The 13,525-nt window shown below is 71.2% G+C and carries 16 protein-coding genes; 5 read left to right on the top strand and 11 right to left on the bottom strand.

All coding sequences use genetic code 11. The features are described from left to right. Position 1: 1 nt before the first annotated feature. Both ACIA5G_RS50840 and ACIA5G_RS50835 read right to left on the bottom strand, forming a co-directional pair. Positions 2-553, bottom strand: a complete 552-nt coding sequence (locus ACIA5G_RS50840) for a hemerythrin domain-containing protein (protein WP_395937274.1) — start codon at positions 551-553, stop codon at positions 2-4. 150 nt (positions 554-703) lie between these two features. Continuing rightward, a complete protein-coding gene (locus ACIA5G_RS50835) occupies positions 704-1,606 on the bottom strand; it encodes a LysR family transcriptional regulator (RefSeq protein WP_395937272.1) in 903 nt (300 codons plus the stop codon). 99 nt (positions 1,607-1,705) lie between these two features. On the opposite strand from ACIA5G_RS50835, the gene ACIA5G_RS50830 reads away from it, so the two are divergent. Continuing rightward, entirely contained in the window at positions 1,706-2,542 is an 837-nt protein-coding gene (locus ACIA5G_RS50830) for an SDR family NAD(P)-dependent oxidoreductase (RefSeq protein ID WP_395937270.1), read from the top strand. 1 nt (position 2,543) lies between these two features. On the opposite strand, the gene ACIA5G_RS50825 is transcribed toward ACIA5G_RS50830, so the two are convergent. The 6 genes from ACIA5G_RS50825 to ACIA5G_RS50800 form a co-directional block, all read right to left on the bottom strand. Next, positions 2,544-2,957: an STAS domain-containing protein gene (locus tag ACIA5G_RS50825; RefSeq protein ID WP_395937268.1), complete on the bottom strand. Its 414-nt coding sequence runs from the start codon at positions 2,955-2,957 to the stop codon at positions 2,544-2,546. Between the two features lie 218 nt (positions 2,958-3,175). Continuing rightward, the gene (locus ACIA5G_RS50820; RefSeq protein ID WP_395937266.1) at positions 3,176-4,300 is read right to left on the bottom strand and encodes a hypothetical protein; all 1,125 of its coding nucleotides are present in this window, start codon (positions 4,298-4,300) and stop codon (positions 3,176-3,178) included. Beyond that, on the bottom strand, positions 4,293-4,769 hold the full coding sequence (locus ACIA5G_RS50815; RefSeq protein ID WP_395937264.1) for a type VII secretion target: 477 nt from the start codon (positions 4,767-4,769) through the stop codon (positions 4,293-4,295). The genes ACIA5G_RS50820 and ACIA5G_RS50815 overlap by 8 nt, the downstream gene beginning before the upstream one ends. A gap of 78 nt (positions 4,770-4,847) precedes the next feature. Continuing rightward, positions 4,848-5,927 carry a hypothetical protein gene (locus ACIA5G_RS50810; RefSeq protein ID WP_395937262.1) on the bottom strand — a complete coding sequence of 360 codons (1,080 nt, stop codon included), beginning with the start codon at positions 5,925-5,927 and terminating at the stop codon, positions 4,848-4,850. Positions 5,928-5,931: 4 nt separating this feature from the next. Next, positions 5,932-6,264 carry a hypothetical protein gene (locus tag ACIA5G_RS50805; RefSeq protein ID WP_395937260.1) on the bottom strand — a complete coding sequence of 111 codons (333 nt, stop codon included), beginning with the start codon at positions 6,262-6,264 and terminating at the stop codon, positions 5,932-5,934. Between the two features lie 161 nt (positions 6,265-6,425). Then, the gene (locus ACIA5G_RS50800) at positions 6,426-6,929 is read right to left on the bottom strand and encodes a GNAT family N-acetyltransferase (protein WP_395937258.1); all 504 of its coding nucleotides are present in this window, start codon (positions 6,927-6,929) and stop codon (positions 6,426-6,428) included. A 156-nt stretch (positions 6,930-7,085) separates the two neighbouring features. On the opposite strand from ACIA5G_RS50800, the gene ACIA5G_RS50795 reads away from it, so the two are divergent. Next, the gene (locus tag ACIA5G_RS50795) at positions 7,086-7,829 is read left to right on the top strand and encodes a dienelactone hydrolase family protein (RefSeq protein WP_395937256.1); all 744 of its coding nucleotides are present in this window, start codon (positions 7,086-7,088) and stop codon (positions 7,827-7,829) included. A gap of 6 nt (positions 7,830-7,835) precedes the next feature. Here the strand turns inward: ACIA5G_RS50795 and ACIA5G_RS50790 are convergent, their stop codons facing one another. Continuing rightward, on the bottom strand, positions 7,836-8,405 hold the full coding sequence (locus ACIA5G_RS50790; RefSeq protein WP_395937254.1) for a TetR/AcrR family transcriptional regulator: 570 nt from the start codon (positions 8,403-8,405) through the stop codon (positions 7,836-7,838). Between the two features lie 47 nt (positions 8,406-8,452). On the opposite strand from ACIA5G_RS50790, the gene ACIA5G_RS50785 reads away from it, so the two are divergent. Then, the gene (locus ACIA5G_RS50785) at positions 8,453-9,412 is read left to right on the top strand and encodes a zinc-binding dehydrogenase (protein WP_395937252.1); all 960 of its coding nucleotides are present in this window, start codon (positions 8,453-8,455) and stop codon (positions 9,410-9,412) included. A 13-nt stretch (positions 9,413-9,425) separates the two neighbouring features. On the opposite strand, the gene ACIA5G_RS50780 is transcribed toward ACIA5G_RS50785, so the two are convergent. Both ACIA5G_RS50780 and ACIA5G_RS50775 read right to left on the bottom strand, forming a co-directional pair. Further along, on the bottom strand, positions 9,426-10,199 hold the full coding sequence (locus tag ACIA5G_RS50780; protein ID WP_395937250.1) for a hypothetical protein: 774 nt from the start codon (positions 10,197-10,199) through the stop codon (positions 9,426-9,428). A 168-nt stretch (positions 10,200-10,367) separates the two neighbouring features. Then, a complete protein-coding gene (locus tag ACIA5G_RS50775; protein ID WP_395937246.1) occupies positions 10,368-11,288 on the bottom strand; it encodes a LysR family transcriptional regulator in 921 nt (306 codons plus the stop codon). A gap of 105 nt (positions 11,289-11,393) precedes the next feature. On the opposite strand from ACIA5G_RS50775, the gene ACIA5G_RS50770 reads away from it, so the two are divergent. Both ACIA5G_RS50770 and ACIA5G_RS50765 read left to right on the top strand, forming a co-directional pair. Beyond that, positions 11,394-12,362 carry a cyclase family protein gene (locus ACIA5G_RS50770; protein WP_395937244.1) on the top strand — a complete coding sequence of 323 codons (969 nt, stop codon included), beginning with the start codon at positions 11,394-11,396 and terminating at the stop codon, positions 12,360-12,362. 19 nt (positions 12,363-12,381) lie between these two features. Next, positions 12,382-13,512 (top strand): FAD-dependent oxidoreductase, encoded by a 1,131-nt coding sequence (locus ACIA5G_RS50765; RefSeq protein ID WP_395937242.1) that lies wholly within the window; start codon positions 12,382-12,384, stop codon positions 13,510-13,512. Positions 13,513-13,525: the final 13 nt, after the last annotated feature.

Genomic DNA, 13,525 nt, shown 5'->3' with positions numbered 1-13,525 from the left:
GTCAGTCCTGTTCCTTGAGGCTGCCGATGCCGAGCGAGCCGTCGGCCGGGCGGTCGCCGAGCTGCTCCTCGACGTACTCCTGCGGGTCGATGTCGCTGACGTCGAGGTCGCGAGCGCCTTCGTGCTGCAGCTTGAACGCGGTGAACCGGCGGCCGAGCTCTTCGCGCAGGCCGGGGTCGGCGTGGCGCCGGAAGTCGGCCAGCCCGTCGTCCTCCTCCTCGGCCATGTGCTCGCTGTTGGCCATCCGGGCCTTGCGCACGGCGGCGAACCACGCGGTGCTGCCGACCGGGTGCAGCGCGGCCTCGTGCACCCCGTCGCGGATGTCGTTGTGGTCGCCGATCGCGTCGAGCGTCTCCGCTTCGGCGTCGTCACCGCGGCGCAGCAGGTGGGGGTAGAAGATCTCCTCCTCGGCGCGCGCGTGCACGTCGAGCAGGTCGGCGAGCGGCTGCCAGACCTCGGCCAGCTCGGCCGCGTCGGTGAGGTCGTCGAGCCGGGCGAACTGGCGGCGGAACCAGTCGTGGTCGTCCAGGATCAGGCTGGTGATGTCGGCCATCCGCGCTCAGCCCCGGGGCGGGGCCGGCCGGGGGCCCGCTGTGGTGGTAGGTGCCATGCCGCTTTTTACCCCAACCCCGGCCCCGGAAAACACCACGAAGCCGCGCCGACCTCGGCGCATGTCACCCGGACGGGTGCCCGGCCGTCGGGGTCAGCCGGACTCGGTGAGGTCGGTGGTGGCGGCCAGCTCGGTGACCACCTTCAGCAGCGCGCGCAGCGCCGGGGACTCGGTGCCGGGCAACCAGACCATCTCGGTGGACACGCGCTCTCCGGCCAGCGGCACAAAAACCACCCCGGTGCGGCGCAGGCTGCTCGCCGACCGGGCCAGCCGCGTCACCCCGACCCCGGCGGCGACCAGGCCGAGCAGCCCCTGGACGCTCGCGTCCCGGTGGACCACGTCGGGGGTGAAGCCGGCCGCGTGGAAGGAGTCGTCGAACGCCCGGTGCCACGGCTCCCACGAGCTGCGCGGGGTCAGCACCCAGTGCGCATCGGCCAGTTCGGCGAGCTTCAGCTCGGAGCGGTCCGCGAGCGGGTGTCCTTCGGGGAGGACAGCGCACACGGGCTCACTGGTCAGGGTCCGGCTTTCCAGTCCGTCCACCAGCGGCGGCCGGGTGAACGCGACGTCGTAGCGCTGTTCGCGCAGGCCCTCGACGAGGGGCGCGATCGTCGTCTCCTCGGTCGTCAGCCGCAGGTCGGGCAGCTCCCGGCGGACGGTGCGCACCACCGGCGGGAGCACGGGGTTCGTCGTGGTGGCGAGGAAGGCGAGGCGGAGGCGGCCGACCTCGCCGCGCGCGGCCCTTGCCACGACCTCGAGCGCTTCGTCGGCCCGGGCCAGCACCGCGCGGGCTTCCGGGAGGAACAGCTCGCCGACCGCGGTCAGCCTGGTGCCCCGGGTGTCGCGGTCGAGCAGCTGCACGCCCAGCATCCGTTCCAGGAGGGTCATCTGCTGGGACAGCGCCTGCTGGCTGATCACGAGCCGTTCGGCGGCGCGCGTGTAGCTGGATTCCTCCGCGACGGCGACGAAGTACCGCAGCTGCCGCAGATCGGGGGTCACAAGAAAACCTTACAACCACGACAGGGAACCGGTGTTGGACGCCGCCGGGCCGGCGGGACGACGATCGAAGTCGTTCACCACCAACAAGAAAGGTCAGGAATGACGAACGACACACCGGGCCGGGTCTGGCTCGTCACGGGCTGCTCGACCGGGTTCGGCCGGGAGATCGTGCTGGCCGCGCTGGCCGCCGGCGACCGGGTCATGGCCACCGCCCGCCGCCCGGAAACGCTGTCCGGCCTGGCGAAGGCCGGCGGCGACCGGATCGGCACCGCGGCCCTCGACGTCACGGACCCGGCGTCGGTCCGCGCGGCGGTCGAGGCGACGCTGGCCGAGTTCGGCCGCATCGACGTCCTGGTGAACAACGCCGGGTACAGCGTGCTCGGCGCGGTCGAGGAGACGTCGATGGAGCAGTTCCGCTCCATGATGGACGTCAACTTCTTCGGCGCCACGGAGCTCACCAAGGCCGTTGTGCCGGTGCTGCGCGAGCAAGCGAGCGGCACGATCGTGCAGATGAGCTCGCTCGGCGGCCTGATCACCTATCCGGGCCTGGGCGGCTACAACGCCACGAAGCACGCGCTCGAAGGTCTCAGCGAGTCGCTGGCGACCGAGCTGGCGCCGCTCGGTATCCGGGTGCTGCTGGTGGAACCGGGCATGTTCCGGACCCGGTTCAGCACCAGCGTGCAGTTCACCCCCGAGAACCCGGCCTACCGGGCGACGTCGGGAGAGCTCCGGCGGATGGTCGAGGGTGTGGTCGGCCAGGAGCCGAACGACCCCGTGAAGGGCGCCGCGGCCATCCTGAAGGCGCTCGACGCCGAACCGCTGCCCCTGCGCCTGCTGCTCGGCGACGACGCCGTCGACGGATTGCGGGAGCACCACGAGGCCCTGCTGGCCGAAGTGTCCACATGGGAGGAGCTGAGCCGGTCGACGGCGGTGTAGCTCAGCGCAGCCGCGGCAGGAGGGCGAGCCAGGTTTCGGCGTCGGCCCGGTCGGGGTGGATCGGCAGCACGCGGTCGAGCCGCAGGAGCCGGATCGGGCGCAGCACACTGCGGTGCGTGGCGATGATGGCGCAGGGCAGCCCGCGGGCGTGCGCGGTGGTGACGGTGTCGAGCAGGACGGCCAGGCCGCCCGAAGAGCAGAACTCGACGCCGGTGAGGTCGATGATCAGCGCGCCGGGGCTCAACGTCAGTTCGTCCCGCAGGCGGTCCTGCAGGTGCGCGGTGACCGACAGGTCGATCTCACCGGCGACGGCGACGGTGGTGTGCTCGCAGGTCGTGGTCACCGTGACGGTCGTCGGGCCGCGGTGCCCGGAAACGACGTCGCGGGGGCCTCTGGTGGTGGCGGTTTGGAGCATGCGGTGGCCTCCTCGGGGACGGGAAGCCGGACAGCTGTGGCCTCCCGCAGTGCCGGTTCGCCTCGGTGCGGGCGGAACCGTGCGGGTGGCGGCTGTGGATTCAACCGCGGCGTCGCCGACCGGTGGGGACGTCCGGCGCCTGGCCCGGCGATCCTGCGCCGGGCACAACCGTCTACTGCCCAGCCGGCCGCCGGCTCAACCCTCCCCGGGGCCCGCGGCTAAACGTGGGCGGTCTTCCGGTCCGACTTGCCGACGACGTCGAAGTCGCGGGCCTTGCCCGTCGTGTTGAGGTGCGCGATGTCGGCCTGCTCGAAGTCGACGTCCATCACCGGTGTGTCCTTCTCGAGGTCACGCCGGTGCTCGCTCGGGATGCCCCAGTCGTAGCGCTTCTGGATCTCGACGTGGTACTCGACCTGGTCACCGTGCTTCTCGCCGACCAGCCGGTACTGGAAGTGGTTGAACGAGTAGTACCAGTCCTGGCCGCCCTTGCCGTCCCGCGCGAGGTCCGGCGCGGTCGTCTTCCAGCCGGTGGTGAACGGCCCGTCCGGGCCCTTCCCGGCCGCGGCCACGTCCTTGTCGACCTGCTCCTGGAAGGAGGGCAGGTCGTCCAGCATGTCCTGCACCGGCGCCTCGACCGTCGTGCCGTCGCCGTCGAGGTAGTGCTGCAGCAGCCAGGCCGCGTGGTCGTTGCCCTGCTTGACCAGGCCGAGCAGGACGACGTTGTGCAGCTGGTTCCAGACCCGGCGGTCGTGCTCGGTGGGCGGGAGGACGCCGTAGCGGCGGTCCTCGGTCTCGAAGTTGTCCTGGGTGCCGAAGACGACCTTGAGGTTGCGGGCGAGCTCCTGGTCGATTTCGGTGGCCTGCTCGAGATGTGCCTCGATCTTCTTCGTCAGGCCGTCCGCGATCTCGGCCTGCTCGCCGAGCGCGTCGAAGTACCCCGGCGACACCCCCGGCGTGTCGTCCCAGGTGACCTTGCCCTCGGCGGTGACGGTCATGCCCTGTTCCCGCGCCTGGCGCTGCAGGTCGAGCACGGCCCGCTGGTGGCCTTCCAGGCCCTTGAGCCCGGCGGTGCCCTCGGCCCCGTCGGCTTCGACGTCGATGTACTTGCGCAGTGCCTTGACCTCGGCGTCGATCGCGTCGAAGTCCCAGCGGACGCGGGCGCAGTACTTCGTCGCCGCGTCACCGCCTTTGCCCGCCCAGTCGCCGTCTTCCAGCGGTGTCACGACGGCGGTTTCGTAGCTGTCGCGGATCCGGTGGAGCTTCTCGTGGACCATCGCCCACTGCTCGGCGAACTCTTCCAGCCCGGCGACGTCCAGTTCGGTCAGCTGCTTGAAGTCAACCACGGGGCTGCTCCCCACCCACGGCGTAAGCGCCGGCGGAGTCGGTCTTCGTGTAGGCGCCGGCGCTCAGCCGGAAGTTCTCCGCGCCTTCGGTGAGCCGGCGGCGGAGCAGGCCGCCCAGACCGTCCCAACGGGACTGCATGTCGTCGACGCTGCCGGCGAACTCCCAGCCGGGTGCCGCCCGCCGCAACGGTTCGAAGGTGTCGTCGGCCGCACCGCGCAGCGCGTCGACGGCCACCGCGGTCTCGTCACACGCATCGGCGCGCTGCCGCAGCCACGACGGCGTCACCCCGATGTCCGGCCCGCCACCCCACGGCGGCGCCGGTTTCGGCGACGGCCCGGGAGAAGGTGACGGCGTCGGTCCGGGTCCGGGCTTCGAGCCGTCGTCCCCTGGGGACGGTGGTGGGGGTGTCAGCCCGGGTTCCGGGGTGGGCTCGGACAAAACTCGCCAACCACCCGATTCCACCGCCACCACAGGACTCCCTCCAGAAGACCTTCCCCAGGTTACGACGTGGATCTTCGTGGTCCGGTTCCCGGGGAGCGGGGGGGTTCAGCCCGGGGGAAGGACGTCGGTGACCGCGGTGCTCAAGGTGGCCGCCGTGTCGCACGGTTTCGTCCCGGGCTTCGGCGCCGAGACCGCCACGTGGATCAGTTCCACGATCGTCCCGCCGCGGCTCAGGGGGTAAGACCGGAAGACCACCTGGACCGCGCACCACCGTTCGCCGTTTTCCCCGGTCACGAACCGCGGGTGGCCGGAGCCGGGTGGCAGCGGGGTGCCGGTGGGTGGCTGGTCGATCCGGTCGAACCGGACGGTCACCGTGCTGCCCGACTCGCCCGGCCACTGGCACGACCAGTTGCCGAACCCGGGCTGCGGGGGGCCGGAGAGCGTGCCCGCCGGTGCTCCGGACAACAGCCGACAGGCGTCCGCGTCGATGAGGGAGAGCCCGGGTGGATGGCTGGTCCGCGTCGGAAGTCTTCCCTGCCGGAGAACCGCCGCCGCGTGCGTCGCCAGGGTCTCGGCGAGGCGGCAGCGATCCGCGGCCTGGCCGACGACGGAGATCCGGGCCGAGACCTCGTCGGGTGGTGTGGTGCGTTCGCAGGTCCAGGCCCCCCCTGTGCGAGCTGCCTCGCGGTCTGGTTGCCCGACGAGCAAGGTGAGCCCGATCGTGGTCACCCGGTGGTCCCGGTCCATGAGGGTCGCGGTGCACCGGTCGAAGGGGCCAGTAGTGTTGTCGAGCTCGGTCCGGCCGAGCGCGTCCAGGGCCGCGGTGTCGAGCAGTCCGCAGGGGTCCGGTTCGGCGTGGTCGATGGCGGCACTGCCGGACAGGCCGGAGGTGGAGAGGCTCGGCTGTACTCCGTTGAGCGCGAAGAATCCCGCACCCAGGATGGTCAAAGTGGCGGCCGACAGGGCGGCGACGAGCCCTTTTCCCCATCGGTGCGACCCGGTTCGCCTACGGGCCGGCCGCGGGGCCCGGGCGACGTAGGAGTCGGCGAATTCCCGGGGCTCGGACGCAGGGGACAGGTCGGCCAGCGCGCCGAGCAGGGGGAATCGGTGGGCGGTGAGTTCCCGATCCGGCGGTGAAGTGTCGGCGAGCGCGTACAGCAGGCGCCTGAGTGGTGAGGTGGGCACGATCTCACTCGCCTCCGACGATTTCCCGTGCGGGCTCCGGCGGCTCCGGGGGCAGCAAGCGAATCGCGTACTGCGAGGCTTTTTTCACCACGACCGGCGCGCCGACGCCGAACCCGAACGCGGTCAACCCGTTCGAAATGATCGCCGTGGTCGCGAGCGCGGCGGTCGAAGCGGTGGCGATGCCGAGGTGCAGGGCGATCGAGGCGGCGTAGATGCCGCCGCCCGGCCCGTCGGGCGGGGTCCACGGCCACTTCTTCACCCGTTCGCTGACTTCGAGAATCAGCAGGGCCCGGTTCGCCGCCGCGCCGATCAGGCCCCACAGGGCGTACTGCCACATGGTGGCCAACATAGTGTCGGAACTGCGCGCCTATCGCGGCGAATCGGTGAGCGGATCGTTTCCGGCGTCGGGTGGAAACGACGATAAATCGTCGAATATTCGGTTGTCTGTGGAACTTGTGCCGGTGAATATCCGCCAGCCGGGTCACGTGCGCAGGGGTGTCACCGCAACAACCGGGCGAGCCACACCACTTCACCGGCGGCCTCGGTGGAAACGTGGTCCCGCTCGAACCCCAGCTTCTCGAGGACACGCAACGACGGAGTGTTCCACGCGCCGACCGTCGCCCAAAGCCGTTCCCGCCCGGTCGCCTTGGCGGCCTCGAGCACCGCGCCGGCCGCCTCGGTCGCGTAACCGCGCCCGTGCACACGCCGGAACAACTCGAACGCGATCTCGGGCTCCTCGACGGTCGAACGGCCGATGACCAACCCGCAGTAGCCGATGAAGTCGCCTTCGTCGCGGCGCTCGATGGGCAACAGGGCGATCCCGGTTTTTGTCGTTGCGGTGAGCTGTTTGGTGATGAGTTCCCGGATGTGCTCGGCCGTAGGTGTCCCGTTGCCGCGCTCGGTGTGCAGGGCACGAAGGCCCTCGGTGTCCGATTCGGCCCACGGTCGCAGGAGCAGCCGCTCGGTCTCGAGGTGGCAGGACATCGTCTGGTACGGGGACATGCCCCCACTTTGTAGTAACGTGAGCCGCGATGACCACCGGGACGGCCTCGCGCCACACACGGATCGGTGACCCGGTGCGCTTCTGAACGCCGCGCGGGCGCCGCCCCCGTCGTGTTGATCACACGCTCGACCGATCAACCACGACAGGAGAAACCCATGCCCGGCAAGACCTTGCAGATTCCCACCCCCGACGGCCAGGCCGACGCCTTCGCCGTCTTCCCCGACGACGGCGAGCGGCACCCCGGCGTGCTGCTCTACACCGACGCCTTCGGGATCCGGCCCGAGATCGAGGCCAAGGCCCGCGAACTGGCGGGGCACGGGTACGCCGTGCTCGTCCCCAACCTCTATTACCGGCACGGCCCGGCGCCGGTGCTCGACCTCCCCGCGCACATCGGCGAGGACGTCCGGCCCGCGGTCATCGGCCGGCTGATGCCGTTGATCGAGGCGCACACCACCGAACGGATCCTGCGGGACGCCGATGCCTACCTCGAGTTCCTCACCACCCGGCCCGAGGTCGGCGCCGGGCCGGTGGCCGTGCTCGGTTACTGCATCGGCGGCGCCCTGGCGATGCGCACCGCGGCGGCCCACCCCGGCCGGGTGGCCGCCGTTGCCGGGTTCCACCCCGGTTTCCTGGTCACCGATGCACCCGACAGCCCGCACCGCCTCGTTGCCGGGATCACCGCCCAGGTCCACCTCGGCCTCTCCGAGAACGACATGTCGGCCGACGCCCTCGGCGAGCTCACCCGGGCCCTCGACGCCGCGGACGTCCGCCACACCACCGAGATCTACCCCGGAACGGTGCACGGCTACTCGATGTCCGACACCGACGCCTTCAACCCCGTCGCGCTGAAGCGCCACTGGGATCGCCTGCTCGCGCTGCTCGACAGCACGCTGGGTTGACCGGGCTCAGGCCTGCAGGCTCCGGATCGCCAGCGCCGCGAACCGCCGTGAAGCCGCGAGGCGGGCGGGGGCCGAGGTCGCCTGGATGCCGCTGTTGGCCATGAGCACGAGGAGCACGTCGTCCGGGACGACGTCGGCGCGCAGGTGACCGGCGTCCTTGGCGCGGTAGGTCAGCTCCGCGAGGGACTTCGCCCCCTGCGCACGGTCGGCGGCGAAGTCCATCGCGCGGGGGAAGGCCGCCATGAAGGCCGCGGTGAAACCCCGGTCGTGGGCGTGGAGCTCGAAGAGCTTCTCGATCACCACGCGGAAGCCGCGCCACGGGTCGGGGTCGGCCAGCCCCTCGTCGACGATCGTGTAGCAGGCGCGCATCTGGTCGGCGAATGCCGCGGTGACCAGCACTTCCTTGGTCGGGAAGTGGCGGTAGAGGGTGGCGGGGCCGACGTCGGCGCGGCGGGCGATCTCGCGCATGGGCACGTCGAGGCCGTCGACGGCGAACACCGCGCGGGCCGCGTCGAGGATGCGCTCGCGGTTGTCCTGCGCGTCGGAGCGCAGGATCCGGGGCAACTGGTCGGGCACTCTCTCACTTTAGCCAACCGGACGCCCCCGTCCGTTACGGTGCGCTGGTGAAAGCGGTTGCGGTGCAGACGTTCGGAGGCCCCGAGGGCCTCGCCATCATCGATCTCCCGGCCCCGGAGCCCGGCGCCGGGCAGGTCCTGGTCACCACCGAGGCCATCGGCGTCGGCGGTGTCGACACCCTGATCAGGAGCGGCGCACTCGCCGCGTACGGCTTCAAGGACGGTCACGTCCTCGGCGGCGAGGTGGCGGGCACGGTGGCCGCGGTCGGCGACGGCGTCGACCCGTCGTGGCTCGGCCGCCGGGTGTGGGCGTTCGCCGGCGTCGGCGGCGGTTACGCGGAGCAGGCGATCGCCCCGGGGGAGACGCTCGTGCCACTCCCCGCGACGACGTCGGCCGTCGACGCGGTGACGCTCGGCAGTTCCGGCATGGTCGCCCACTTCGGCCTCCGCCACGCCCATTTCGCCCCCGGCGAGTCGGTGCTGGTGCGCGGCGCGGCGGGCGGCATCGGAATCATGACGGTCCAGCTCGCGGCCCGGGCCGGCGCCACCGCGATCGCGGTCACGACGTCCTCGCCCGAACGCGGTGCCCGCCTGCGCAAGCTCGGCGCAACCCACGTGCTCGACCGCGAAGGAGCGGGGGAGGGGCCCGCGGGTTACGACATCATCATCGATATCGTCGCCGGCGCGGACCTGCCGTCGTTCTTCACCAGGCTCAACCCCAACGGCCGCCTGGTCGCCGTCGGCGCGCTGGCGGGCGACCCCCCGGCGGACTTCGCGACGAAGCTGTTCACGGCGTTCCAGAAGTCGCTGTCGTTCGCGACGTTCAGCGCGAACACGGTGCCCCAGTCCGATCGCCAGGTGGCTACGGCGGAACTGTTCGCCACGGCCGGCCGCGGCGAGCTGGACGCGGTGGTGCACGAAGTGCTGCCGCTGGAGCAAGCCGCACTGGCACACCGGAAAATGGACGCCGGCGAAGTGTTCGGGAGAATCGTGCTCGTGCCCTCCTGAAGGCGGCGTACGTTCAGTCGATCTTCCCGGTCTCGCCCTCTTTGATCAAGATCGCCTCGTCGGCACCTTCGGTGCGCACGTAGTAGCCGTTCCCCGATTCCAGGACGAGACTGAACACCGGCTCGCCGGTGGTGCCTTCCTGGAGCTCGAGTGAAGAGACGACGAGCTGCTTCCCCTGCTCGCTCGCCAACCCTTGGGACAGCATCAATTCCTCGGCGGCGACGTACCTGCCCTCGCAGAAGACCTGCTGACCTTCGGTGACCCGGATCCGGCCGTTGATCCGCACGAACCTCGTCGCTTCTCCTTTGATGACTTCCGAGACCGGTTCCTGGAGAACTACGTGCTTCCTCGAGTCGTAGGCGAGGATCATTTCTCCTGGCGTGATGTCTTGTACCGGCTTGATCGTGTTGTCACACATGAGGATCATGCTGTTGTGAGGAACACAAAATGCTTGCAGGTCTTCTCTTGAGATCTTGTGGACATCCCCTTGTCTTGTCGGCGGCTGGAGGATGACGCCGCCTTTGCGCAGCTGACTCAAGACGCTCTTCGCTCCTTGTGCGTCACTCTGTGCTGCTTCGCGTAGCTCGTCGAGCAGCCACTTGCGACGATCGTCGGCTTCTTCGAACCTGCGCTGCTCCCGGGTTCTTCGTGACGTGAGCCAGTGGGTGACCACGGCCCCGATGATGATTCCCAGTAAGGCAATCCCGCCTCCGGTCAGCGTCGCCAGTAGTTGGGATTGCATCGTTCCCCTCTCGAGGTCGCCGGGCGGGGCAGCAACCGCGAGCACGGTGGGTCACGACGCAGCCCGCCTCTCCGGTGGTCACCAGGTAGTCGTGCGCGCTGACCTGGATGTAACGCCGCGAACGGTCCGAATCTCCCGGGCCGGCCGACGGAGCTGCTGACGCGCGCACTGACGCTCGTGGAACCCGCACCGGCCTGCAGGGCGGTCGCCTCGTCATCGTCCCCGGCCGATCCCGGTGACCTCCGTCGCGACCCGCGTCAGGAGGTCGCGCAGGTAGTGGTGCTCGGGATCGTGGTCGTACATCGGGTGCCACCAGAACGCCTCGACCAGCGGGCCGGCTTCGAACGGGCACGGCAGGGCCCGGACGCCGGCCGGGAGGCGTTCGGCGAGGCGGCGCTGCAGCAGGGCCACCCGGTCCGTGCCGGCGACCAGGCCGGGCACGGTCAGGAAGTTCTCGGTGACGACCTGGACGTGCGGCTCGATGCCGAGCATCCGCATCTGCCGCGCCGCCGGGGTGGACGCCGTCGGGCCGTGGTAGGTGACGACCCACGGCATCGTGCGCAGCTGCTCGACCGTCAGCCCGGCTTCGGCCGCGGGATGGGCGGCGTCGACCACGCAGACCCAGTCGTCGCGGTAGAGGTCCTGGTGCGGGAGGCCGTCGACAAACCCGTGCGGCAGCACCAAAAGGTCGATGCCGGTCAGCGCCTGGCGTGCGTTGTCGACCACCGCCGGGGTGTTGGCGATGAACCGCACGCGTGCGCCGGGCGCCTCCCGTCCGAGGGTGTTCGCGAGGTCGGGGCCGAGCACCGCGACGCCGTAGTCGCTCATCACCAACGAGAATTCGCGTGACGTCGTCGCCGGGTCGAAGTCCGGCTCGGCGGCGAACACCCGCTCGACGCCGGTCACCGCGGTCCGGACGCGGCCCCGCAGGTGCCCGGCCAGCGGCGTGAGCCGGTACTGGTTGCCGAAGCGGGCCAGGAGATCGTCGCCGAAATGCCGGCGCAACCTCGCCAGCTGGGCGGACACCGCGGGCTGGCTGAGGCCCAGCTGCTCGGCGGCCCGGCTGACGCTGCGGTGTTCGAGCAGCGCGTCGAGCGTCACCAGCAGGTTCAGGTCCAGGTTCGCCAGGTTCACCGGCTCAGCGTATCCACCGCGTGGATATCGTGCATCGGCGATTTCGTCTTCCTGATCCGCCGTGGATGCCGGAGCGTGGGGTGCGTCGCTCGAGGAGGAACCGGCATGCACCTGGATCGCACCGACCCGGAAGGGGCCATCGCGGCCGCGGCGAAGCGCTGCTCGAACTGGGGACGCTGGGGCGCCGACGACGTCCTGGGCACCCTGAACTTCCTGGACGAGGCCAAGCGCCGCGAAGGCGCCGCGCTGATCCGGCGCGGAGCGAGCTTCTCGCTGGCGCAGCGCTTCGACGCCGACGGGCCGCAGAAGGGCTGGCGGCGCCGCACGAACCCGGTGCACACCATGCTCGACACCGGCCTGGACGCCGAGCGCGGCACCCAGGGGTTCCCGCACGGCCTCGGCGGCGCCGACGACGTGGTGTTCATGCCGCTGCAGGCGTCGACACAGTGGGACGGTCTCGGGCACATCTTCGACCACGGCGTGGCGTGGAACGGCCGCCGCGCGGGCGACGTCGTGACCAGCGAAGGGGACCGGGTCACCGGAATCGAAACCGCGTCGGGCCGGATCGCCGGGCGCGGGGTGCTGCTCGACGTCGGCCGGGTGATCGGCACGGACGGCGAGCTGCCGGACGGGTTCGCGATCACCGCCGGCCACCTCGAAGAAACCATGGCCGCGCACGGGGAAACCGCTCGGGTCGGCCGCGGTGACCTGCTCCTGGTGCGGACCGGCCGGCTCGCCCGGGCACGCCGCGAGGGCTGGGGTGACTACGTCGGCGGCCCCGCGCCCGGGCTGTCGTTCACCACCGCGGACTGGCTGCACCGCACCGAAATCGCCGCGATCGCCACGGACACCTGGGGTTTCGAGGTCCGGCCCAACGAGTTCGACGACGCGTTCCAGCCGCTGCACCAGGTCGCCATCCCGCACCTCGGGCTGTTCCTCGGCGAGATGTGGGACCTCGACGTCCTCGCCGCGGACTGCGCCGCCGACCGCCGGTACGAGTTCTGGCTGACCGCCGACCCGCTGCCGGTCACCGGCGCGGTCGGCGCGCCGGTCGCGCCCATCGCCGTCAAGTAAGCCCGGACGAAGGAGTCCCATGCCCGCCGTGCACACCGTCCTCGTGGTCGGCAGCGGCCTCGCCGGCACCGCCACCGCGATCCACCTCGCCGACGGCGGGGTCGCGGTCGAGCTGGCCGAGCTCGAACCCGCCGTCACCACCCTCGGCTCCGGCATCACCCTGCAGGGCAACGCGCTGCGCGAGCTGCGCGCGCTCGGCGTCTGGGAGTCCGTGCGGGAGAAGGGATACAGCTTCGACAGCCTGGGCCTGCGCGCCCCCGACCGCGAGGGCACTCTCCTCGCCGAGATCCCCGACGCGCGCACGGGCGGCCCGGACCTGCCGGCCGCCCTGGGCATGCCGCGGCCGGACCTGGCGCGGATCCTGCACGAGCGGGCGGCCGCGGCCGGGGCGAAGATCCGGTTCGGGCGCACCGTCACCGCGCTGGACCAGGACGCCGGCGGGGTCGGCGTCACCTTCTCCGACGGCACCACCGGCCGCTACGACCTCGTGGTCGGGGCGGACGGGATCCGCTCGTCGATCCGTGGCCTGCTGGGCATCGAGGCGGCGACCCGCGCGACCGGGATGGGCATCTGGCGCGCGTTCGGCCCCCGCCCTGCGTCGGTCACGCGCACGGACCTGTTCTACGGCGGGCCGTCCTACATCGCCGGGTACTGCCCGACCGGCGAGGACTCGCTCTACGCCTACGTGGTCGAGGACGCGCAGGACCGCAGCGGGCTGTCCCGCGAGGAGCGGCTGGCGACCCTGCGTGAGCTGGCGTCGGCCTACCACGGCCCGTGGGACGACATCCGCGCCACGCTCACCGACCCGTCGCGGGTCAACTACACGTGGTTCGAGACCCACCTGCTGCCCGCGCCGTGGCACCGCGGCCGGGTGGTGCTGATCGGTGACGCCGCGCATTCCTGCCCACCGACTCTCGCCCAGGGCGGCGCCCAGGCACTCGAAGACGCCGCGGTGCTGACGGAGCTGCTGCTCGCGGCGGACACCCTCGGCGACGGCGTCTGGACCGCCTTCACCGACCGCCGCTGCGCCCGCGCGGCCGCGGTGGTCGAAGCATCCGTCCAACTCGGACAGTGGTTGCTCGACCACGTCCAGGGTGATGTGCCCGGGTTGATGGGACGCATCGCCGCCCTCGTCGCCCAGCCCGCCTGAACCCCCGGAGGAG

The sequence above is a fragment of the Amycolatopsis sp. NPDC051758 genome (assembly GCF_044453095.1).
GTDB lineage: Bacteria > Actinomycetota > Actinomycetes > Mycobacteriales > Pseudonocardiaceae > Amycolatopsis.
This window is presented reverse-complemented; position numbering and strand designations above follow the sequence as displayed.